At 32.2% G+C, this 23,085-nt stretch carries 27 protein-coding genes; 14 read left to right on the forward strand and 13 right to left on the reverse strand.

Annotated features, from left to right (window positions below; translation table 11 throughout):
* The first annotated feature begins 609 nt into the window (after positions 1–609).
* Positions 610–972, forward strand: a complete 363-nt coding sequence (cutA, locus tag AB0A59_RS00785; RefSeq protein WP_458745624.1) for a divalent-cation tolerance protein CutA — start codon at positions 610–612, stop codon at positions 970–972.
* Between the two features lie 166 nt (positions 973–1,138).
* Here the strand turns inward: cutA and AB0A59_RS00790 are convergent, their stop codons facing one another.
* From AB0A59_RS00790 to AB0A59_RS00800, 3 genes are all read right to left on the reverse strand, one after another.
* Positions 1,139–2,212 carry a pelota family protein gene (locus tag AB0A59_RS00790; protein WP_458745626.1) on the reverse strand — a complete coding sequence of 358 codons (1,074 nt, stop codon included), beginning with the start codon at positions 2,210–2,212 and terminating at the stop codon, positions 1,139–1,141.
* A complete protein-coding gene (locus AB0A59_RS00795) occupies positions 2,209–2,631 on the reverse strand; it encodes a hypothetical protein (RefSeq protein ID WP_458745628.1) in 423 nt (140 codons plus the stop codon). The genes AB0A59_RS00790 and AB0A59_RS00795 overlap by 4 nt, the downstream gene beginning before the upstream one ends.
* 204 nt (positions 2,632–2,835) lie before the next feature.
* Positions 2,836–3,609 (reverse strand): TrmB family transcriptional regulator, encoded by a 774-nt coding sequence (locus AB0A59_RS00800; protein ID WP_458745629.1) that lies wholly within the window; start codon positions 3,607–3,609, stop codon positions 2,836–2,838.
* Between the two features lie 131 nt (positions 3,610–3,740).
* Here AB0A59_RS00800 and tes point away from each other — a divergent pair, with 131 nt between their 5' ends.
* The 5 genes from tes to AB0A59_RS00825 all read left to right on the forward strand — a co-directional run bounded on the left by tes (position 3,741) and on the right by AB0A59_RS00825 (position 9,102).
* A complete protein-coding gene (gene tes, locus AB0A59_RS00805) occupies positions 3,741–5,450 on the forward strand; it encodes a tetraether lipid synthase Tes (protein ID WP_458745631.1) in 1,710 nt (569 codons plus the stop codon).
* A 135-nt stretch (positions 5,451–5,585) separates the two neighbouring features.
* A complete protein-coding gene (locus AB0A59_RS00810; RefSeq protein WP_144733198.1) occupies positions 5,586–6,008 on the forward strand; it encodes a helix-turn-helix domain-containing protein in 423 nt (140 codons plus the stop codon).
* A 21-nt stretch (positions 6,009–6,029) separates the two neighbouring features.
* Positions 6,030–7,559, forward strand: a complete 1,530-nt coding sequence (locus AB0A59_RS00815; RefSeq protein WP_458745633.1) for a hybrid sensor histidine kinase/response regulator — start codon at positions 6,030–6,032, stop codon at positions 7,557–7,559.
* A 58-nt stretch (positions 7,560–7,617) separates the two neighbouring features.
* Complete coding sequence (locus tag AB0A59_RS00820; protein ID WP_458745635.1) at positions 7,618–8,199, forward strand: response regulator; 582 nt, start codon at positions 7,618–7,620, stop codon at positions 8,197–8,199.
* Positions 8,200–8,250: 51 nt separating this feature from the next.
* Entirely contained in the window at positions 8,251–9,102 is an 852-nt protein-coding gene (locus tag AB0A59_RS00825; protein WP_458747636.1) for an enoyl-CoA hydratase/isomerase family protein, read from the forward strand.
* A 27-nt stretch (positions 9,103–9,129) separates the two neighbouring features.
* Here the strand turns inward: AB0A59_RS00825 and AB0A59_RS00830 are convergent, their stop codons facing one another.
* From AB0A59_RS00830 to AB0A59_RS00840, 3 genes are read right to left on the reverse strand one after another with little or no spacing between them, the layout of a single operon-like run.
* Complete coding sequence (locus tag AB0A59_RS00830) at positions 9,130–10,122, reverse strand: homoserine kinase (RefSeq protein WP_458745637.1); 993 nt, start codon at positions 10,120–10,122, stop codon at positions 9,130–9,132.
* Positions 10,119–10,883 carry an ATP/GTP-binding protein gene (locus tag AB0A59_RS00835; RefSeq protein WP_458745638.1) on the reverse strand — a complete coding sequence of 255 codons (765 nt, stop codon included), beginning with the start codon at positions 10,881–10,883 and terminating at the stop codon, positions 10,119–10,121. The genes AB0A59_RS00830 and AB0A59_RS00835 overlap by 4 nt, the downstream gene beginning before the upstream one ends.
* A gap of 18 nt (positions 10,884–10,901) precedes the next feature.
* On the reverse strand, positions 10,902–11,069 hold the full coding sequence (locus AB0A59_RS00840) for a hypothetical protein (RefSeq protein ID WP_458747640.1): 168 nt from the start codon (positions 11,067–11,069) through the stop codon (positions 10,902–10,904).
* On the opposite strand from AB0A59_RS00840, the gene AB0A59_RS00845 reads away from it, so the two are divergent.
* Together AB0A59_RS00845 and AB0A59_RS00850 are read left to right on the forward strand one after the other, a co-directional pair.
* On the forward strand, positions 11,020–12,030 hold the full coding sequence (locus AB0A59_RS00845) for a lysylphosphatidylglycerol synthase transmembrane domain-containing protein (protein ID WP_458747637.1): 1,011 nt from the start codon (positions 11,020–11,022) through the stop codon (positions 12,028–12,030). The genes AB0A59_RS00840 and AB0A59_RS00845 overlap by 50 nt on opposite strands.
* A 42-nt stretch (positions 12,031–12,072) precedes the next feature.
* Positions 12,073–12,867: an SDR family NAD(P)-dependent oxidoreductase gene (locus AB0A59_RS00850; RefSeq protein WP_458747638.1), complete on the forward strand. Its 795-nt coding sequence runs from the start codon at positions 12,073–12,075 to the stop codon at positions 12,865–12,867.
* 10 nt (positions 12,868–12,877) lie between these two features.
* Here AB0A59_RS00850 and AB0A59_RS00855 read toward each other — a convergent pair whose 3' ends face one another.
* A complete protein-coding gene (locus AB0A59_RS00855; protein ID WP_458745640.1) occupies positions 12,878–13,390 on the reverse strand; it encodes a hypothetical protein in 513 nt (170 codons plus the stop codon).
* Between the two features lie 29 nt (positions 13,391–13,419).
* Between AB0A59_RS00855 and AB0A59_RS00860 the strand changes: the two genes are divergently transcribed.
* Positions 13,420–14,223, forward strand: a complete 804-nt coding sequence (locus tag AB0A59_RS00860) for a sulfurtransferase (protein ID WP_458745642.1) — start codon at positions 13,420–13,422, stop codon at positions 14,221–14,223.
* 63 nt (positions 14,224–14,286) lie between these two features.
* Here the strand turns inward: AB0A59_RS00860 and AB0A59_RS00865 are convergent, their stop codons facing one another.
* Positions 14,287–14,919 carry a hypothetical protein gene (locus AB0A59_RS00865; protein ID WP_458745644.1) on the reverse strand — a complete coding sequence of 211 codons (633 nt, stop codon included), beginning with the start codon at positions 14,917–14,919 and terminating at the stop codon, positions 14,287–14,289.
* Between the two features lie 52 nt (positions 14,920–14,971).
* Positions 14,972–15,811, reverse strand: coding sequence for a ParA family protein (locus tag AB0A59_RS00870; RefSeq protein ID WP_458745646.1), 840 nt, complete (start codon positions 15,809–15,811; stop codon positions 14,972–14,974).
* Between the two features lie 385 nt (positions 15,812–16,196).
* Here AB0A59_RS00870 and AB0A59_RS00875 point away from each other — a divergent pair, with 385 nt between their 5' ends.
* The 5 genes from AB0A59_RS00875 to pheA all read left to right on the forward strand — a co-directional run bounded on the left by AB0A59_RS00875 (position 16,197) and on the right by pheA (position 19,667).
* The gene (locus AB0A59_RS00875; protein ID WP_458745648.1) at positions 16,197–16,409 is read left to right on the forward strand and encodes a DUF504 domain-containing protein; all 213 of its coding nucleotides are present in this window, start codon (positions 16,197–16,199) and stop codon (positions 16,407–16,409) included.
* A 36-nt stretch (positions 16,410–16,445) separates the two neighbouring features.
* Complete coding sequence (locus AB0A59_RS00880; RefSeq protein WP_458745650.1) at positions 16,446–16,862, forward strand: hypothetical protein; 417 nt, start codon at positions 16,446–16,448, stop codon at positions 16,860–16,862.
* 449 nt (positions 16,863–17,311) lie between these two features.
* A complete protein-coding gene (folP, locus tag AB0A59_RS00885) occupies positions 17,312–18,163 on the forward strand; it encodes a dihydropteroate synthase (protein ID WP_458747639.1) in 852 nt (283 codons plus the stop codon).
* A gap of 53 nt (positions 18,164–18,216) precedes the next feature.
* Positions 18,217–18,843, forward strand: coding sequence for an exosome complex RNA-binding protein Csl4 (locus AB0A59_RS00890; protein ID WP_458745652.1), 627 nt, complete (start codon positions 18,217–18,219; stop codon positions 18,841–18,843).
* Positions 18,840–19,667 (forward strand): prephenate dehydratase, encoded by an 828-nt coding sequence (pheA, locus tag AB0A59_RS00895; RefSeq protein ID WP_458745654.1) that lies wholly within the window; start codon positions 18,840–18,842, stop codon positions 19,665–19,667. The genes AB0A59_RS00890 and pheA overlap by 4 nt, the downstream gene beginning before the upstream one ends.
* Positions 19,668–19,670: 3 nt before the next feature.
* Here the strand turns inward: pheA and AB0A59_RS00900 are convergent, their stop codons facing one another.
* The 4 genes from AB0A59_RS00900 to AB0A59_RS00915 all read right to left on the reverse strand — a co-directional run bounded on the left by AB0A59_RS00900 (position 19,671) and on the right by AB0A59_RS00915 (position 23,068).
* Positions 19,671–20,138: a hypothetical protein gene (locus AB0A59_RS00900; protein WP_458745656.1), complete on the reverse strand. Its 468-nt coding sequence runs from the start codon at positions 20,136–20,138 to the stop codon at positions 19,671–19,673.
* A gap of 255 nt (positions 20,139–20,393) precedes the next feature.
* Positions 20,394–21,431 carry a diphthamide biosynthesis enzyme Dph2 gene (dph2, locus tag AB0A59_RS00905; protein WP_458745658.1) on the reverse strand — a complete coding sequence of 346 codons (1,038 nt, stop codon included), beginning with the start codon at positions 21,429–21,431 and terminating at the stop codon, positions 20,394–20,396.
* A 205-nt stretch (positions 21,432–21,636) separates the two neighbouring features.
* Entirely contained in the window at positions 21,637–22,680 is a 1,044-nt protein-coding gene (locus AB0A59_RS00910) for a copper resistance D family protein (protein ID WP_458745659.1), read from the reverse strand.
* Entirely contained in the window at positions 22,652–23,068 is a 417-nt protein-coding gene (locus AB0A59_RS00915; RefSeq protein ID WP_458745660.1) for a hypothetical protein, read from the reverse strand. The genes AB0A59_RS00910 and AB0A59_RS00915 overlap by 29 nt, the downstream gene beginning before the upstream one ends.
* Positions 23,069–23,085: the final 17 nt, after the last annotated feature.

Below are 23,085 nucleotides of genomic sequence, written 5' to 3' on the forward strand. Positions count from 1 at the left end.
GTTGAACCTCTTTTCTATAACTGGTTTTAATACTTCTGTTTTCTCAATAAAACAATCAAAAATATTCTTTCTATGATTATGATTTGTTTCTATCGCGCTAAATTGTCTCAAGTTGCTCCAGTTTATATAATTATCTTCAATTCTCTATCTCTTGTACACTAATTTTGTATTTCTGAGCTCATGTAATTCACGCTCTAAACCTTTAGTCTTATCTTCCGCAAGACTTTCTAAGAATGACAAAAACAATTCTCTAGGTGTATCAAACAATTTCAAAAATAATCGGCAACCTTGAATCTTCAATTTTGATGTTTCTTGAATTATGGCGGGATTGTACTTTAGACCTGCAAATTGGTAATATGGTTCTGATTTTGGATTATATGAGCGTTTTCTAATATGTTCCTTATATTATCTATTTTCATGAATTGATTATAAAAATTAGGTTAGAGTGACCTTATTTATATTTGCATATTTAATCCATTTCATAAATTTCAAAATAGGTTTCCATGCTAACCTTTTGCAATTCAATGAATGATGGCAGACGTAGTTGACTAACTCGATATAAATAGGCCTCTGTATACCAATACATATAATTTAACTAGTATCAAATAAATGATGCAAATGCAAGATGAACGATCTAGTTGTAATGGCAGGATTCTGATATCTACCTTCTCTGATGAGCAATCTTTAATCAATTTATCTAAAACACTAATAGTGGAGAAGAAATTATGTGCATGCGTAAATTATACAAAAATAAATTCTTTGTATGTTTGGGAATCTGAATTAAAACAAGAAGAAGAATTTATTGCTTTTTTTAAAACTACCTCAAGTTGTATCCCAACATTGAAGGCTGAAATTCTAGCACAACATCCCTATAAATTACCTGAAATTGTCATTATTAAGATGGACGATGTTTCATCAGAATATCTTTCATGGATTATTAATAATACACACAAGAATACTCCTAATCTCTAATTTGGATTGATATCATATACATAATTTCTTCTACATCTTAACATTCATAATCTAATGAATAAATGATATTTTGTGGACTTCCATTAAATATTAATATTGAAAGCCTTTTTTCAATTTAACGTATAATACCTAAATTGTGTTGTGTTATATGATTACAAGTCTTACTTCAATTTATTCGGTACCGCAATAATGCAATTATTCCACCTAGTGATGACACCCTTAATCCAATATCGGTAGTTGAATCAGTTGCAAAAATTTTTGCGTTATTGTATTCCATATCATTTAGCAGTTTTATGAATTCGTCTTCTTTTATCTCTGAAAAAACTTTGTCAGAATAAACCAACGCATCAATGGCATTTAATGAATGAGCGTACTTTATCTCTTTGATTCCCATTGCATATTTTTTTTCTCCGTTGTTTATTTGCTGCATTACTCTATCTAGAATCATAGAAACCATAGCAATTTTGCTACTGGACATAAGATCCTTCATGGCTTCTGATCTTAAAAATACATAAATCCCATCTTCACCAGCTGTTTCAATCCCATCCGCTATCACAAAATTTTTGTTTTGATAGGATTCATTTTTTCCCCTTAGGTAGTTAAGGAATCTTCTCTTTGTTTCTCCTGGACCAAATATTACCATTTTAATTCCTTGTTCTTCCAAATAAATATCTAAGGCAGTTCTTATGTTCTCAAAATAGATTTTATTATTTGACTCATTTCTTTGATCAGTAACGTATCTTTTGCCACTCTTTCCGGAATATATGTTAGGTGTTATTTTTAAATTTGTTCCAGTTAATTTTGCAATAGCTGTCTCTTGTGAGTCCATTGAGATAAATAAATATTTAAATTCAAGAGCCGACTTTGAAAGTATTTTTATATAGTTTTCATTCCAATTTGATTTTTCTAAGATGATTGTATCATTAATTTTTACGTTAATAGAATGATGTAAACCCCTGGGTATGTTATCATTGTTCGATGTAATTATTATTCCTGATATCTTTAATCTATCTATTGCGTCATCAAAACTAATTTTTTCTATTCTTAAACTTATCCTGATTTTGATTCTTTCTCCTCTGTCTGGTCTAGAGTATTCATTATCCTGTTTGATTACTCTTGTAGTATCTGCAATAATGCTATCTCCGATATCTATTACTCTTCTTAGACTAAAGAGATCATCTGGTTCTTCTAAGGTTAAGACTATTCTATTTTCTGAATCCTTTACTTTATTGAATTTCATTTCTTATTTGTGTCATATTTAACCAATTCTTTACCTTGTTTCTGAATTTTCAAACAATGTTCAAACCACTGTCTGGTTAAAAGTCTTGATTCCACCCCATTGGCTACTGCTTTAGGTAATGCTCTGGCTATAACTTTTCCAGTCTTGTTCTTTAATTGTCTCACTTTCAAAATGGTATTTCCAGTTTTCGATGAATAGATTATTCCAAGTACTTCTTTTGCATTTACAAAGGTAATTTCTTTTAATTTTTTTACCATGATTTTATCTGCTGCTTCAATGTAAATATCGCCTAGTCTGATATCTCTTTCGGGAAAAGTGTCTGTCTCTCCATTATAATTACTAGGAATGAATGATTTACAAGTAATGAAAATCATAAATTTTCTAAAACTTTCCAATGATGTAGTTTCTATGCGGATCACTACTTTTCTACACTATGTGTTATTGGTACAATGCATATATGTATTTGAAATTTAAATCTAAATTCAAATTATTACAAATAAACATAAATAAATCGGACAAACTCTTTACTCAAGATCTACTTCATCTAATCAGTAGGGCTTTTCACATCATTGTTTGTCCTTACTATTTTTAATTATTCTGTTATAAGGCTTTAGCTATTCGACCTATTTTTTTGCATCTTGCCACAAATAATGGAAATAGTCTTTAGCAAAACTAGCTAACCCCGTGTGCTCTGCCCATATGGCTATAGTGTCATAACTAGAGGCAGTTGTTGGATCGTTTTTTCCTTCTCCAAGTAGAATTAATACATGCTTGGAATCTCCTATGACTCCACCTCCAAACATATCATTCTTGAGTCTTACTTCAGCTACTCTAGACATTGCTTTTACGGTATCACTATTAGTTTCATCGGAGGCTAAAATAATAATTTTTACTCCTTTTTCAGCGAGTTCGCGGAGCACTGGCTGAATCGATCTTACAACATTCTCAGGGATTTTAGGGATGGCTATCAAGAGCTCTTCTTTTGTTGATCTAATTATTTCAGTTACTTTTATTGCTATGTTGTATAATCCACTTACCACCCAAATATCAGGTTTTTCCTTTAATCCGGTTTTTTCATAGATTGGCATTAATTCATTTACAATTACATTTTTATTACTCCTCAAATTGTTCTCCATTTCTATCATCATGGCTTCCACTGCATTTGATGGTGATTTAGGAAAAAAATTCTGTGGCCTTTGATTATCCGAATATATCCATCCTCTTACATACAGACTATTTAAAACATCATAGATTTTTGAGTATGGTACTCCAGATTTCTTACTAATTTCTGATGCTGTATTTGAACTGGCAAACAACAATGAAGTATATACTCGAATTTCGTAATTTGTTAATCCAAGGCTTTCCATAGATTTCTTGGCCTTGTCGCTAATTTCCATCGTTTTATGTGATTAGTTTAAACTTGGATATTAAATCTTTCATCTATGTTGTGCTTTACTAACTAAACACCGTAGGATTCGTCAGATCATCTTTATAAAGTTAATCATATGAAGTATTAAAGGTCAACATTATGGATTTAATACAGATTTCCAATTTAACTAGTAAAACTATTGGTTCTAAACGCACCATTAGGTATACTCAAAGTATATGCCCAGATTGCAATATGATTCTAGACGCTGAGGTCTTTGAAAGAGAAGGCAAAGTTTTCATGACAAAAACTTGTCCTAGCCATGGTGAGTGTGAGGAACTATACTTTGGTTCATATGAAATGTACAAGAAATTTAGTACATATTGGATGGATGGAAAAGGTGCGCAGGCTCCTAATGTTATGGTTGATAAATGTGCCTGTCCTACTAATTGTGGTTTATGTACTAACCATCTTTCACATTCTGGCTTAGCAAATATTATAGTCACTAATAGGTGTGACCTTACATGCTGGTATTGCTTCTTTTATGTTAAAAAGGGTTTAGAGGGAGCTTATCTCTATGAACCTTCACATGAGCAAGTGCGTGCAATGATGAAAACTTTAAAGGCTGAGAAACCTATAGCAGGCAATTCTATTCAAATAACAGGTGGCGAGCCAATGTTAAGAGATGACATTACAGAACTTATCCAAATAATGAAAGAAGAGGGTGTCGATCATGTACAACTCAACACTAATGGCATAAAACTAGCACTTTCACCGGAGACAATGAGGCAGGTTAGAATGTCTGGTGTTAGTAACCTCTATTTGTCATTTGATGGAGTAACAGCCAGAACAAATCCAAAAAATCACTGGGAAGTTCCATATACGCTAGAATCTGCAAGGAAATGTGGAATGACTGTTGTTTTTGTTCCAACCGTAATAAAATCTATTAATGATCATGAGTTAGGCGGCATAATACGATTTGCTCAAAAAAATATGGATGTAGTACATGCTGTAAATTTCCAGCCAGTTTCATTAACTGGTAGAATGAGTAAAAAAGAACGAGAAAAGTATAGAATTACAATACCTGATTGCATTGAACGAATTGAAGAACAAACTAACGGTGAAATATCAAAAGATGGTTGGTTCCCGGTTCCATCATGTATGCCATTAACAAATGTGATAGAGGCCTTTAGCAAGAAACCAAAATATGAATTATCCATCCACTTTGCTTGTGGTGCTGGAACATACGTTTTTGAAGATGTTCAAACAAAGAAGCTGACACCTTTAACGTCCTTTGTTGACATAAAAGGACTCTTAGAGTATTTTGAAGAAAAAACTGAAGAGATTAAATCGGGTTCAAATAGGTATTGGACCATGTTGGAAGTAATACGAAAACTTAATCAGTTTGTAGATCGCAGTAAACAACCATACGGACTTGATTTAGGACGCATGTTTTCGAGTATTCTTCTGAAACAGAACTTCGATTCTGTTGGTTCATGGCATGTAAGATCATTATTCTTAGGGATGATGCATTTCCAAGATAAGTATAATGAGGATCTAGAAAGATTGCAGAGATGTGACATTCACTATTTGACTCCTGATTTGCGTATAGTACCATTCTGCGCATTTAATGTAATACCTGAATGGTATAGGGATAGGATACAAAAGAAATACAGTGTACCAGTTGAAGATTGGGAAAAAGAGCATGGACAGACATTAGAAGCTGGATTGTATCGTGGTATTATGAGAAAGGGCAAATCAGAAGCTCAAATGGGATGTGCGATGTCTGAGATGCATAAAGCAGCTGCAGAAGCAGAATCCAATGAGGAACATCGAGGAGTCGAGCTCCGAAACGGAATGGCTGGTGCATAAAAACCAATCTTCTTTTAAAAAGTAAATTTTTTATTTTTTTTATTTTTGTAATCGATGGCTTAACCTTCAAATTTATTATTATAGATGTTTTTGTAGATAATTTTAAATAGCTTGAAAGTGTAGTAATATACGTAAATGCCGTCATCATCAATAAATGCAATTACTCGCATGAGCGCGACCTTAAAGGATCTCTTTATTTATATTTATGATCTGTCGCCACTAGATATGGATCTGTTGCTTACCTTAATAGCACATAATAATAAACAAATGACTTTGGAGGATTTGTCTAAAGCTGTAAATCGTGACAAGAGTACGGTATTTAGATCTTTACAAAAATTAACAGGATTAGGAATCTGTGTAAAAGAAAGCAGAACTTTGAAAGAAGGAGGACATTTCCACGTATATTCTGCTATCTCTAGAGAAATATTTAAACTCGAAACTGAAAAACGTGTAAAGGAATTAGAACAGAGTTTAAGAAGAATATTGAAGAAATTTGAAGATGATCTAGAAGTCATGTTGGATGATGTTTTTGACACCAAAAAGAAAATAATAAAGTAGATAAAAATAACCTCAAAATACATGGATTTTAATTTAGATAAGGTATTTGAGAGGTCTGATCAACAACAATTTGATATTTTTTTAAATTCTTATTATTCATTTCTTTTTTTAAAAAAGAATTCATTCTATGATGTTATAAAATCGAAAAGTGTGGTCAATTCACCTTCAATACGACTGTTGATTTCATGTAAGGATAATGATCAATATGATTCGATAGTGGATTTTTTTAAGCCCTTTAAGAATGTACAAGTAAAAAATGTCTTATCGTCTACTGAACCCACTGAACACATGATTACAATTATTGTTGACCAAGGTCAAGTTTATTTTTTCAAAATAGAGTATAATATCAATAAGCGAATATTTAGATGTAAGTTATCCGATTCGATTACAGGTGATATTGCTAATTTTTTCGATACCCTTTTTGTCAATCTCTGGAATACTATAGATAAAAATATCATACTCGAAAAACGTAATATTTTTCAACAGGATTTCGTTGATATTGCCTCCCATCAATTAAGAAATCCTATATTACCTATCATAGGATTCTCTAAAACATTGAAATCAAAAATTGAAGATCCTGACATGTTGGAATATCTCAATATTATTATTAAGAATGCCGAAAAACTGAAGAATATTGCAAATGATATTTTGGATATTTCTAAAATTGAAGCAAATCCGCTAAAATTGTATTTTGAAATTTTTGATTTATGCGAACTTTTGGAGATTATTGCTAGAGATTATAATCAACTTTCAAACAAAGACTCTTCAGGCATTCAGATACTTTTTCAAGGCCGCCCTAATGTACTTATAGAGGCTGATAAAGAATACATTAAACAAGCATTTGAAAATATTCTAAATAATTCCTATTTTTTTACAAAAAAAAATGAAGGGAATAAGATTATTATCAGTGTCTTTGAGAATGATGATTTCTATGCTAATATATTAATAGAAGATGAAGGACCTGGCATTCCAGATGATGATCCAGAAAGAATTTTTACTAAATTCTATCCAAATTCTGGAGGGGCTGGACTTGGATTGTTCATTTCAAAAAAGATTGTAGAAATTCATGGGGGAAGTGTTGCTGTTGGAAATAGGGTGGACGACATTGGAGCAAAATTTCTTATTAAAATCCCATTGAAAGGGACAAATGTGGCTAGTCAGACTGACTACAATAAACCTTCTGATGGTCTTAAACTCTTAATTATTGACGAGTTTTCAGAAAACTTGGAAACGATTAAAGAATCAATAGTAAGTTTGGGATACAATGTTGATTATTTTGAAGATCCTTACAATGCGATAGAAAGTTTTGTCCCGGGAAAATATTCTTTTGTTTTCTTAGGTATTAATGTCAAAGGGCTAGACGGCTTTGACCTATACGATGATTTAAAAAAAAGAGATAAGAAAATTAAGGGCTATTTTATGTCCTCAAGTAAAATAAACAAGGAAGCTATGGAATTTTTGAATATCAATATGATGTATGATCACTTTATTTATAAACCCCTTTCTCTCGATGTATTTGTAAATATTTTACAAAATGAACAAGTGAATTAAAAGTATCGGCCGCACAACAGTAATATTTTATTATTCGTTTGCTTTAACTGGGGTTAGCATGAATGTTCTAATCATCGAGGATGATGATGATATTTGTCAATTGTATTCTATATGGTTAGAAGAAAACAGACATGATTACATTATTGCAAAAAACTATGAAGATGGAATATCAGAATACGAAAAGTCGATTCAACAAAGCGACGAGGATCATAAATCGAATAATGTTATATTTGATTTGGTTGTCCTAGATTACGATTTACCATCAAAAGATATGTCTTCCAATCAAAATGGTTTACATATAGCAAAAGAGATCTTGGAGTTAAAGGGCGATCAACGAATCATGTTCGCATCAGCTTGGCCAAAAAAAGCATTCGTCGAATACGTTTCAAGACTAAAAAGTGTACCTGAAGTTCTTCCAAAACCTTTCGAAAAAGAGGAGTTTATTAATCTAGCTGAAAAAATTAACTTATATGATATTGCCAAAAAATTTACCAAACAACTTCGAGAATTGAAAAATCCAAATAGTCCTGATGTTGATATCAAATCACTAGAATCTTTGTTTAAACTTATGAACAATGCGAGAAGAGAATTTTTGCAGAAAGATAATAATAAAAATGATGATATCGATTTTATTGAATAATATTTGATAAGATTTATTTTAAAGAGCCATCGAAGTTTGATTATGTCTTCCATGAAATATGTTCAAATAGATTTACTTAATGAAATTGCAATTTTAAGGATAAATAGACCTGAAGCTTTGAATGCAATGAATCTAGATGTAATATTCGAGCTGACTAGAGCAATTGACATAATTTCTGCAGATGAGGGAATTAAGCTACTAATAATTACCGGGGCAGGAGAACGCTCTTTCTGTGCGGGTGCTGACATTTCGTACATGGTAAATATTGATGCTGTAACTGCTGAAAAATATGCCTCATCTGCACAATCCATGCTAAATAAAATTGAAAAGATGGAGAAACCCGTAATTGCTGCAATAAATGGTTTTGCACTTGGTGGTGGTTGTGAACTATCTTTAGTTTGTGATATAAGGATTGCCTCTGAAAATGCCAAGATTGGTCAACCAGAAGTAACTATTGGCATTCCTCCTGGGTGGGGTGGTACTCAGCGACTACTTAGGGTAGTTGGACCTGCAAAAGCTAAAGAAATGATTTTTACCGGAAAAATGATTACTGCTCATGAAGCTTCCACTATAGGATTAGTCAACCAAGTAATTTCCTTATCAGATGAGGAAAAGTCTAGTTTAGATCCATCTATCGATCAAAATAATGAAAAGGAGAAAAGTATTGCACTTTCAAAGTTACTAAATAAGAAACTTTTGGAATATTGTATAACTTTTGCTAGAGAGATCACTAAAAATAGTTTCAATGCTGTAAAAATCAGTAAAATGCTAATTAATAAAGGTATGGATGCAGATATTGATACTGGATTGAGGCTAGAAATTTATGGATGGGCTTTGTGTTTTGCTCACGAAGATAGACAGAAAATGATGGAGGCATTCCTCAGTAAAAATATTAAAAAATAATCTATTTTCTCAGCAAAGAACGGATTTTCATTTCAACGAAATTATTTTTGATCCATTACCTGATCTAGATATAAATGTTTTACATTTTACATTTATTTTCTCATATTCCTCTTCCATGACTTCTGATAGACGTAGCCCCTTTTTGCTTGAATCTAAAAAAGCTACCGTAGAAGGACCAGCTCCACTGATGGTAAAAGCCATCGCTCCCTCTTCTAACGATCTTTGTTTAATTTTTTCATATCCTGGGATCAATTTCTTTCTGGCGGGTTCTATAATACAATCATTTATACCATTACAAATCATTTCTATATCCTTGCAATAAAAGCCTGCAACTACGGAACATGCATTAGCGACATTATGAACCATTTTTTCCAAAGGTACTTGCTGAGGAATGACTTTTCTTGAAAACTCTGTCTTCATTTTAGGAACTTGAATAAGTGGTACGCATATAACCATAGATAGATTATTTGGAGATTCTATTCTGATAAATTCCAATTTTGGGTAAGTCTTGACTATTACAAAATTTCCAAAAAATGAGCCTGCGACATTATCGAAGTGCTTTACACCTGCACTTGCGAGTTCGCCTTCCGCAGAATAATCTAATAATTTGGTATCGTTAATATTCAATCCAAATAATGCATTTAGGGAAACTGCAGTTGCTACTGATGATGCGGCACTACTTCCCATCCCATAACCCGGTGGAATATTTTTTTTAATTTCTATTAAATAGTTGTAATTATATAAATCATAATCTGAAATAATTTTCTTTGCTACTTTTCCTGCTGAGTTAGAATCAAGATCATGTGGAATATTTTTGCCTAGATCGCCACTCATTATTATTTTTACATTGTTTTTCTTTGCTATTGTTTTTCTCTCTATTTTGATGGATACTACATCCTGTAATACATCCAGACCTAACCCAAATACGTCATATCCTGGACCCAAATTTGCAGTTGAGGCAGATGCACTTGCAGTGCATTCCATATATTCAGCTACAATCTCATGCTTTTCCTTTTTCAATCGTATTTCTGCTCCTCTTCACCTTGTGTTAATATCCTTGATAATGCGGCAGTTAAATTTATCATTCCATTCATAGTTAAGTTAGATACTGCAATAGGACTCAACATATTTCCACCTTTATAAAGTGCTTTTATAATATCTTTACCCAATAAAGATTGCTCTGAATCTTTTTCTAGATTTAGGGAGTCTTGAAGTGAGGTAATAGAGTTAGACCAATTTAAAATTTCTGTTAATTTCTCAGTTATTTTATCTCTTTTCGTTAGGACGTTGATTTGTGGGATGTTTAAACGCAATCTAACTGATTGTGACAAGAACATCAAAGAAACGAAACTAATTGGAGATATTGCTAATGTCCCATCTATGGTAAATAGTGTTACTTTAGAATCAGAATAAAAATTTGAAACAAAATAAGGACCACTAGACCTGAAGGCAAACAATTCTATTTGTCCGGGAGTATCGATTATTACATAATCTGGATTAAGTTCCTGAACTTGAGTTTGGATTTCATCTATTTTTGTTGATATCAAGTCATTAGCCAATATCAGTGACCCATTGGGTCCTAACTTATAATCATCCATTATCGAATAAAAATCAATAAACTCTCTTACGTCTATATCTGGATCATACGGTAAACTGGATACTCCTGGGTCTAAATTGATTGAAATTGGTGAGACATCATTGCTTTGGTACCATTCCAACAATCTCGAAGTTAATAGTGTTTTCCCTGAACCGGCCGTACCAGTCACGAATATAGTATGCATTTCAAAAATTTTTAGTTGTTATTCTAATTTTATTGTTATATTTGTATGATTATTATATTCCTTCTTTTGAACTAGTTGATATACCTTGAATTGGAGAATAATTTTCATTTTTATAAGCGTTATACCCATAATACTTATTTTTCTTTTTACTCCTGTTTCACTAAATGATGTTTTATCTGTAGGCATTGTCCCTTTTTTACTTTCTTTTCTTGCAACAATGACAAGAATTTTTCTTCAAGCAGTTAGATTTTACTATTTTGTCCGAAAATTTATCGGAAAAAGTATCAGTTCATTTTGGAAAATTGTTTTTGCCAGGTTAGCTGGAGAATTTGTAACTCAAACTACTCCTTCCTATATTGGAGGCGAACTAGTTCGTATTGCTTTCTTAACTAAGAGTGGTGTGCCAGCAGGACGAGCAGCATGGGTTACTACGATGGAAATTATTGCCGATGTATTTGTTGGTACAATTTTAGCTTTTATCGCTGGATTTGTTGCAATAGCTAGCGGCTCCATGTTTATTGGTCTGTTAATTATTGCGATCGCTGCTCCTACATTTGGATTCTGGTTTTTTATCTTGATATATTCAGCAAAAAAAAATATCCAATTACCTTCATTTTCTTTAGAATTGGCAAAAAAATTTATTTCAGAACAAAAAGCTCAACGGGGGATCAATTCTGTGAATAAAGCATTGGATGATTTGTGCATAATGAGCAGAGAAAACTTTGGATCATTTAAATCAGTAAAAATATTTTCCGTGGGCATTGCAATTACAGTGGTCGCATTTATTTTCCAAGGTCTTTCATTTCTAGTTTTAACACATTCTGTAGATATGTACATAGGTCTATTTTTGTCATTTATGGCTACAGCTTCTTCCACAATTTTGGGCACCCTTCCCATCACAATAGGGGGTTCAGGCTTAGCTGAATGGGGGTTATGGGCATATATCAATCAACTGAATAACGTTTCCCAAATTGGTAATATAGTAAATGATATCGATCAATTAAACGTCATAATTGCATGGAGGATTGCTTCTTACTATTTGCCATTACTAATAATGTGGATTGCATTGATGAGGTTGGCATTGGGAACTAATTATTCAAAATCTAATTCATCCCCTTCCACTGCACCTGACAGTAGAGTTAATTGATATTATTTTAAATAATGATTATTTCTTTTTTATATTGTGAAGATGTTAACCGACATACTAAAAAACAAGGTTGTTCTTATTACTGGGGCATCGAGTGGAATAGGCAGATGTATTGCAAGCGATTTTTCACAATTTGGTTTGAAATCTTTAATTCTAATTGCCAGAAAAATGGATAGACTGAATGATTCTATTGTATCTATGAAGGAAAGGGACTTTGATATATTGCCTTTAAGTTGCGATGTGTCCAACAAGGAGGAAGTTAAGCGCGTTGGTAATCTGATACTCCAACAATATGGGTATATAGATGTCTTAATCAATAACGCGGGAATTGGTATATTTGGAAAGGTCGAGAAAACGTCCATTGAGGAAATCGAAAAAGTCAGTTTCACTAATTATTTTGGCATGATTTATTTTACAAAAATTTTTCTTGATTCCATGATTAGGAGAAATAGCGGTCATATAATTAATATTGCTTCCCTAGCTGCCAGTTTTGGTATACCTGGAATGGCCGCATACTGTGGCTCAAAATTTGCCATGCTGGGTTTTTCCGAGTCCTTACGTCGTGAATTAAGAAAAACAAGTGTAAAGATATCTGTTATAAGTCCAATAGGCGTAAAGACCAATTTTTTTAACAATGAATATTTTAATAATAAAATCCCAATGAAATATATGTTAAACCCTGAGGCGGTTTCCAAAGCGGTATTAAACTCACTTACGTCTGATTCGTTTCAAATTTTTGTGCCAACATTAGCTGGACTGTCCGTACCGTTCAAAGGTTGTTTTCCTGCGATAGTTGATTCAATTATTGAGAACCAATTTCGTAAAAAGCTAGGCTGAATTGAATTTATTATTCATCTTCATCTTCATCCTTGTCCTTCTTATTTGGATCAAAGTCTGATTCTACATCCATCATTTGTGCGCTCTCCAAATCAAATTTAAAAATTTCATCCATATCAATTTGATACTTTGTTTTCAATAATTCACATAATTGATCACTTAATTTGGATTTTGATATTTTGATTTTAAACTCGTAGACGAAACCTTTCATAAGGTCTGAAACCTTAATATCGTCTACTAAATCGATTTCTTCAATTATGGTTCTACCGTCGGGTAGTGATTCATAGAGTTGAATATCTGCTTTTTTAGTTTGTTCGTTGATGTCTAGAAAATAACCTGTCCTATTGATAGTGTCTAATATTTGAAAATTTGCATTTTTTAGTTCATTGTCAGCCCATTCGGGAAGACCACTCTCCTCTGATTTTGTCTTTGCCGCTTTTCTTGCCATTTCTTGCCCGTTATGTATTCTAGTACTTTTTATTAAAAACTTTTTCAAATTTATTTTTGGGCTTCTAGAAAGCATTATCTATAGGATCCGGTATATCTAGGTTCTTGAACACCGTTATAAATGGTGAATCTTTACATGATCTAATCCAGAATCAACATTCTGAATTGATACTTGTTGATACCCGATCATTTGCTGAGTATGCGAATGGTCATATTCCTGGTGCCATTAATATCGATTTGATGCATTTTCATTGGATTGATACCTCTACAATGGGAATTTTGCAATTTGAAAAACAAATGAGTTTACTATTAAATTATCTAGGCATTAATCCATCAAATAAGGTTGTCTTTTATGATGATATTTCAGGTCCTAGTGCATCCCGAGGTGTTTGGCTATTACATTATTTCTCTCATCTTGATTCATATATATTAGACGGTGGGTTTGAAAACTGGTCAAAACTTAAATATCCAGTTGAAATGAAGACAAATCAATATTCACATTCCACATCCAATTTTTACACTAATAGGGCTGTATTAGCTGATTTAAAATATGTAAAAAACTGTGTAGACAAAAATTCACAGGATGTGGTAATTGTTGATTGCCGATCCCCTGCTGAGTACAACGGGTCTGTTGGTCGTGCTTTTCATCGAGGACATATTCCTAAATCCGTTAATATTGATTGGTCAAATAATCTTGGCGAAGGAAAATTCTTGAAATTTGAAGCATTGGCGAGCTTATATTCCTTTATATCAAAGGAAACAGAGGTTATAACGTATTGTCAAGGTGGTTACCGAGCTGCAAACACTTATCTTGCTCTTAAACAACTTGGATATCTAAATGTAAGAATGTATCTAGGTTCTTGGGGAGAATGGGGGAATAATCCTACACTTCCAGTTGAATGCAATTAATACTATCTGTCGTTTTACTTTCTAATGAATAATCTGAATGTTCTAATAAAAAATGGAGGTAAATTATTTTACATTGATTGGAAGATTGTTTAATTCTTGTAGTTGTCTACTTATCTCCGTTGAATTTTCTTTTCCGTATGTTATCAATATTCTATCGTCATCGTTTATTACATAACTCATTATATCTTCAGTTTCATTACCATTCACATAGAAACTTAATTTATATTGGTCATCCTCACAAAGGCGCTGATTACTATCTGTATTGAAACATTGATTGGAAGCGTCCATTCTAATACTCTTGAGGAATTCGCCCATTGGAACATTAGACGAGTGTTTATGGATAGTTGTTCCATCTAATGTGCCATTATAGCTTTCCACATGAATATAGTTAGATCTTACCATGTATTTTTGTTGTGCTAAGTCCAAGTTTGTACCATTTAGGTTAATCAATACTGCTGCATGTTCATGTGCTGATCCTAGAGCACCATATTTAGCTGCTACATTTTCGCTGGGAAAAAATATTGCTAACACAATGGCAAGAGCTGCTATTCCAACAACAACAGGAACTATTAATTTTAAATATTGTTTTCTTTTCTTCCGACCCCTTGCAAAATAACTGCTATCGTTATTATTATTCTTGTTAGAAGCATTATTTCTGTTACTATCACTATCTGAATTCTTTTTCTTCTTGCTCATTCTACTGTAATTCTACTGACATGCTCTCTAATTTAAAATTAATATTGTTATTTTAACTATTATTTGTCATTTCACTTATAATGCTTCTCAATTTTAAAGAAAATGGATGGTTTGGATTGTTAATTACTGTCAAAAACTCTCTAGGACTAAATTGTATGTCGCAATAACATGGGAGTGGGGAAAGAGAGTTTGCGCCAGTAACGGAGTGAAGTTCTTCTAAAACTTTCTTATGATCTTGGTTTTGTTCGATATTTGAATCGGGTATGATAGCCGGGATACAATATCCTGATATCCTATTGAGCAATATATAAGAAATAGCACCAAATCGTACAAATGTTGTATAAATTTCAAATAACAGTTTTTTAGTTCCTTCAATGTCCAAATCATCCATTTTCATAGTAAGTATTAATTTATCAGCTATTGATAGGGCATTAATGGACCAATGTCTTATTCCTGGACTCGTATCAATAATAATATAATCTGTATCGAGCTTGGTAATAATTTGTTCTCTAAGAAAAACCAATTTCCTAAACTGTTTTTTCCAATAGTCTGTTCCATTACCCATTTCGAATTTAAATATCGCGTCTCTGCTAGGATTAGAAAATCCTGTATAGAGTCTCCCCGTAAAATTGTTCTGCTTTTGGTCCTCTTTAAACAGAATTTCAGTCATATCAATTACTGATTCGTAGATATCTGCATTATTATCCAAAAAGTCGTTTATCCATTTTTTTGGATTTATCTTAAAATAATTATGTAAGCTAGGTGCATAAACGTCTAAATCTAGTATGGCAACCTTTTTCCCCATTTTTACAAGTAATGCTGCGGTATTTGCAGCTATTGTTGTCTTTCCCGTACCTCCTTTGTAGGAATGTATTGCTATACAATGAGTCATACTAAGCTTGCCTATTACATTATTTCAAAGTTCAATATTAAATCTTTTGACAATTTGTTATTGAAATAAATATATGTTATTGTAAATTTCAGACCGGTATATCTTCCTTGATGAATCATTAGATTTCAGATTATTACTTTTCTGCATGCTATTAAATAAAGCATAGAATATATTCGATAAGAACTAATCATACGAATTGTCATAAAATCCATCGTATCTATATACCGTATTCATAAATCCTTTGTCATCAGCACGGATCAAACGAAAACCAATACTTCGACATTTCAATGCAATCCAAATTTTTTGATTTGTCCGATTATTTTGACCAGCATAATGAGTCCGATCATGTGATGAAGTATATATAATTTATAATAAATTGTAATTAATGGCTAAGAAGGGTAAATTAGAGGAAATTATTAGTAAAGCACTGTATGCAGACGATGCATCCTCGTATTTTGTAACATATAGGGATTATGAAGATTATAAACAAATTAACTTATTAGATTTCATTATAGTTTCTGAAAATTTTCAAACAATCCCGGCCTCAAGGATAACAAAAATTGAACTAAATGGACAATTACTGTATAAAAAAAATTAAAATAATACATTGTCGAAACTCCAATAATAATAGAACATGGAAAAATATGTTACCGAATTCAAAAACCTATGCAATGAAATTGTGGAAATCGATTCGAGAATACGATTCATTGGGCTTGCTGACAAGCATGGCATAATCCTTACTACTGCGGAACGTAAAGGAATAATTCCACTTTTAAGCGATGAAGAAACTGAGCAATATGCCATCACTGCCTCTACTAGGCAGTATACTAGGTTAAGATGGCAAGATATCCTTGGAAAACTAAATTATACGTGTTCACTTTATGAAAAAATTTTAAGGATTACAATACCAATAACAAATCATAAAAATAGATTAGAATATCTATTGATCTTTACATTAGATCCACATACAGAGGATTTTGATAATTTAATCATGGAAAAAATAATGCCGTCGATTACTACTTTCTTTTCAAAGCTTTTCAAGGTAAACTAGTTCAGGATTAATAGCCAATGTATGAAAACAACTAGAATTAAAACTAAGTCTCTGTTGGGTCTATGTAAAAGAGACGGAGGCTTATAATTGTAATTTATGATTAAGGTAACATTCATGCGTTAATATTATTATCTTTTGTACATTTTTTCCCAAATTAACGACTGTATACCATCAAGGAATTTTTTTATTGGTAAAATACAATCTAAAAACTCAAATATTCATCCTCTAGTGATGGTGATGGTATCGAATCAATTACCAGAATTAATAGCAATAGTTCAATCGTATTTATAGAAAATTCTCTATTTTCCTTTCTAGGTCTTTACTAGAATTTCAAAAAATTTCTCTGAATTTGGAACATCTAGTCTCTATGTCTGATAATAATATAGTGCTTTAATAGATTTATCTGAATGTTTTTAAAAGAAAAAAATCTATTTTATTTGTTGACAATAGTGGGCAATGTTTCGGTCACTCCCTCTGAAAAGACTCGGATTATGGGTATCATAAATGTGAGTCCAGAATCATTTTACAAAGACTCGATAAAACATCAAGAAGACGAGATTCAAGATATGATTATTAGAATGCAGAATCATGGTGTTGATATAGTGGATGTTGGTGGTATGTCAACTGCTCCATACTTAAAAACACTGATTCCAAAGGACCTCGAATCAAAACGATTGCACAATGCTATATCAGCTATTAGGCAAATTAGTAATATTCCTATATCTGTTGATACAGTTAGATCTGATGTAATCCGTTCCTTATTAAAATTAGAAGTAAATGCGATTAACGACGTTACTGGTTTGAAATATGATAAGAACATGTCAAACTTGGCTTTTGAACATGATCTTCCTGTAATCCTCGGTGCTTACTTGTCAGAAGGCGAAAATCTTTATCGTGATGGGGACATACAAGATACTAGTTCTCTATTATCTGAAAGTATTAGAATTGCCAAGAAATCCAAAATTGACAATGATAAAATGATAATTGATCCTTCAATTGGTTTTTTTAGAAAAGAAGGATTCAATCCATTTTATTCCAAGACTCAAGGTATGAATTGGTACGTGCGTGATATCGATATAATTGCTAATATTAAGTTACTAACGTCTTTGAAAAAACCAATATGTATTTCAATTTCCAGAAAATCCTTTATGGGATCTTTATTTGGTTTGGATATAGAAGATAGACTGATTCCTTCAATTATTGCTGAGATGTATAGCGTGATGAATGGTGCCTCTCTGGTAAGAACTCATAATGTCAAAGAAACTAGACAAGCAATAGAAATGCTCGAAATGATCCATTAGACATATGAGTTAATGTAACAATTATAACTATTAGAATACAAATATCGTTTGATTTGATTAAAACTCATGAAATTGATCATATTATTCCTGGGAAATCATTAGCTATAATTGAGGAATTTGATGCGGGTAAAAATACTTATTTAGATGACGGTGAGGTTAGATCTTCTGTTATAGGAAAATCTAGTATTAATATGGTCGACCGTATTTTGAATGTCAAACAAAAAAATCCACCTATGATACCTAAGATTGGTGATATTGTTGTTGGATATATCGATATGCTATTTGGAAATATGATATCGGTAAGGATTGTTTATATCAATGAAAAATATTCTAAATCTGGGTTTTCTGCGATAGCATCCACTCGTATGTCTAATTCTGGAGGAAACTATAGTTCAGGCTGGCGTGAGAGAAGTTATAAAGGTAAATTTGTTTTTAAGGTAGGCGATATAATAAGGGGAAGAGTATTCAGCTTACTAAATTCTTCAATTCATTTGACATTAGAGGACAGAGACATGGGAGTTGTATACACAATTTGCTTTTCTTGCGGGAATGAATTTGTCAAAGTACCAGGAGGATTAAAATGCAATTCCTGTGGTAACTTTGAAGACAGGAAAGTTTCATTTGATTATGGAAAAGAATCATTTACACTTCTATATGACAAACAATTTCCTATGACATGAAAGCCTTAAAGGTAGGTTTTCAAGGAGAATCTGGATCTTACAGCGAAGCATCTGCCCGTATTCAATATCCTGATCCAAATTATTCATTCGTTCCGTTTAGATCATTTCGTGAATTGTTTGAGGGAGTTGAAAGTTCTACCGTGGATCTGGCAGTAGTTCCTATCGAAAATTCTACAGAAGGAAGTGTAAATGAAACTTATGACTTATTAGTTGAAAAGCCTCTTTACGTTATCGGGGAAATTTATCAGAAAATACATCATTGTTTGATTATCAATAAGAATTCATCTCCAGACGAAATTTCTGTTATTTATTCTCATCCACAGGCATTGGCCCAGTGTAGAAAATATATTCAAAATAGACACTTAGAATCAGTCCCTATGTACGATACTGCAGGATCTGTTAAATTTATTAAAGAAACTCGCAATGCTAGCGCAGCAGCAATAGCTAGCAAACATGCGGCCCAAATCTATGACATGAAGGTTGTAGAAGAAGATATCGAGGATAATTCTAATAATTTCACTCGATTTCTAATAATTTCTAATAGATATGATAGTAATACCGATGACAATAAAATATCAGTTATTTTTTCTATCTCTCATACTCCTGGATCATTATATTCTATACTTCAAGAGTTTGCATTAAGGAACATTAATCTAACAAAAATTGAATCAAGACCTACTAAGAATATACCTTGGGAGTATTATTTTTTCGTAGATTTAGAGGGAAACATTAATGATGATAAAGTATCTACCTCTCTTTCAGCTGTTAAAACCGCTACTATATTCTTTAAATTATTAGGTTCATATAAGAAAGACGAAATATGATAGTTATGACTGCATTCTGGTTCTAATTCCTAGCCCTACGACCACAATACCTGTTATAATCAACATCATTTGGCCACTAAAAGCAAGTGGACTGGCCTTCGAAAACGCTCCTAAATTCAAATTCAATGTATCTTCTCCTTCGTTAATAACCTGAATTTTGTACTTTCCATTTACTTCAGATGTAACAGTTTCATTTAATGCCCCAATATTTCTAGTCTTATTCATTATCAACTTGTTGTTGGGGTCTATCACTAGCACTGTAGATTCAGATCCATTAGCATAAATATTTGCGATGTTACCTGAATTCATATCGGGGGTAAATATTCCCGATTGATTTGGTTTTATTGTCTCAGTAATTTCAACAAATCTAGGGATGTTGGAATCAATAATTGAAGCACTACCTATTCCAATAAAAATGAAACCTGCAACAAAAAATATTATCAGGGAAAGCCTTTTTGATATAACTACCATAAATTTGCTTATGTTAGCAGATCGATTAAATATAATCTTTACAAATTCTATTGCAACAATTACTGGAGATATTAATTGTTGTTTGAAAAACCAAATAATACTAGTTATGATATGATTTATTTTTTTATTAAACTCTACTGATTACGAGCCGTCATTTCAATAAAATGTCAGTCATGCTGAAGAGATGTAAACCTAATATGCTACCGCAAGCATAGTACCAAATACTTTCTGAATTGTAGCGTTATCCAAACTATCCTATAACCAGTGCTGAATTTTGAAAAATTCTTCGATAGGTTCTTTCTTCAATAACTTTATCAAAGCTAATCCTTGTGGAACTGATAGTACTGGTTTGGAAAAATAATTATCAGTTCCAAGTCGTGGACATGCTACTTGAATAAAGGCATCAATTTCTCTAAAGTTCTCTAACTTCTCATTTGAAATATCGGTCAAAGCTATTAGTTGTATATTAATTCCTAATTTACTTAGTTCTTTCTTAAATTCTAAAGCTTTAATGTTTGCAAATTGTCCTTCTTTTAATCCTATTATTATCCCTATTGTTCTTGCATCTAGTGCCTTGTACACGGAGAGTATTGCTCGCTTCTTGACAACTTCTGCTTCATTATTAATTTGCAAAAATTCCTCAAAATATGGATCGAGCATAAATGTCGGTTTTTCTGTAGAAAGTGCGATCCCTATCGAATGAAATCTACTCTGGCCCAGAAAAATAAAGGCATCAATTTCACTTTTGATGTTATGTAGCGGATGAAATTCGCAACCAAAGACTTGTGCATCATTTAATTGTCCTTTACCTTTCCCCTTTACCACGATAAAACCATTATCCTCGAAAATCTTTCTGACTGTGTCAATTTGATGCAAGTGTTGACTGTCTGTAACTAATGATATAGTTTTAAATCGCCCCTTTAATTCCATTGCACATTTTAATGCAATATTGTCAAACTCTATGGTATCAAAAGCATTTATCATAAATACTTTCTCTCCAAAATTTTCTAGAGTTATAGTGTGCCCTATGTTGAATAATATATCTGCACCCAGCATCTCTGCAGCATGTGTATTAAGATCACAAGAACCCCAGCTTTTCTCTCCTATTATATATGAAATTATGTTAAATTTATTTTCAATTTTTTCAGAAACTTTTTGAATTTTTGGTAATAGGGGTTCAGGACCATTCAAAGCTACATAACGAGGCTTCCTCTCTCTAATGATATCAAAAATCATGTCTTCATCTATCTGGATCAAATCAAACGCCTTTCTGAATCGTATCGGACTATACATTAATATTTTTATGTATTTTTAGATATCTTATTTCTACAACAAAAAACATGCGGGGCTTTTCCTTTCCACGCTCAATATACAACATGATCTATGTTTTTCTAAAATCCTGCATCGCTAATCAATAGTTCAATCTAATTATTATAATTGCATTTTTTGGTAATGGATAAATAATTTGTTTCTTATCGTCATCTAGTTAAACTAGTAATCAATTTTTGTTTTTAAGCTCCTTTACTTTAGTTGCATGATTTCGTAGATTAAGTATGCCAAATAAGACTATGATAATTGATAATATGATAACAAGCAGTGAAAAAGCATTGTTATCTAGGTAGATGAATACTTGCATTGTAGATATGTCGTCATCTGTCCGGCTTTCTAAGGTGTTTATATTAGACAAAGAGGGAGGTGACGTTACCGACAGAAAGGATGCTATTGTTATAATTGATATTCCCAACAATGATTCTATTTTAATTGATTTCTTTATTTTTTTGATTATTGTTCTCTCAATATAGCTTTCTAAATATTCATGATTCTTGTTGACTTGCATATCAGCTCTAGTTATACTTATACGTGATAATTCATCTATCCTGTCCTGATTGTATTTGCCTAGTATTATCATTGGAAGAGTCAAGCTTATTTTAATAATTAGGATATTTCCATAGACTGTAAATAATAATGACTCAATATTTTGTAAATGAATCCTTCCCAAATATAATCCAGTTATTCCAATTATAGTTAGTGCTATAATAGCTACATAAGAAAAATTCATCAAAAAACTTAATATTGATTGATTTTCGTTGCGCTTTTCTAAATCTAAATTTCCGTTATTTTTTCCCTTGGATTGAAGAAGGTTATGTCTATGTTTTTCTAAAATTAAAGTTGAAATGTAAAATAATCCTCCAATCCATATCGATATTGCCACCAAGTGTACCCAATCGGTAAAAACTGCTATCCCTGTAAATGATGATAGGGCATTACTGTGACCAATCATGCTATTAGAAAAAAGGCTCAATAAGACACATAAGAGAAAAATACCTGGAAATACAAAACTGATGAGGGTTTTCCTATTAATGAATATTATTTTTTTGTTTTTAAGTTTCTTATCTTCACTAGGGTTGATTCTCAAAACTAAAACATAATAAATTATTGCAGAACCAATAATCAACACTGAAGTACAAATTCTTAACATCCATACAAAACCGACAGACGTAGAGAGTGTTATCTCAAATGTTGAATGTGTATCTAATCCCAATTCTTGTTCCAAACTGAATACTTGGAGAAATAACAATAATGTGGAGGTAGCTATTATTACTATAGCGCATAATATTATTAGCTTTAAAAATCGAGTTGAGCTCCGAAAAAGAATCATTGCTATTCCTTCCTCCATTTTCTCTTTCTGATTTATTCCTTCGATAATTTAGAGATTTATAAAAAATTTCATTAAAAGTTATTCCTGCAACAGCTACCTGAGATACAATCAAAATGGCCTTAACTATTGCATCATTCGTAGACGTTACCGCCTCTGAGGAGGAGATGAGAGTATAGGATTCTTCCTGAGCAATGGCAATTGAAATATTAGTTAAGATGCAAATTGATATACCAATTGAGATAAAAAGAAAAAGTATTACTCGAAAGGCCAAGATGTATTACAATATTT

Source organism: Candidatus Nitrosocosmicus sp. T, assembly GCF_054408485.1.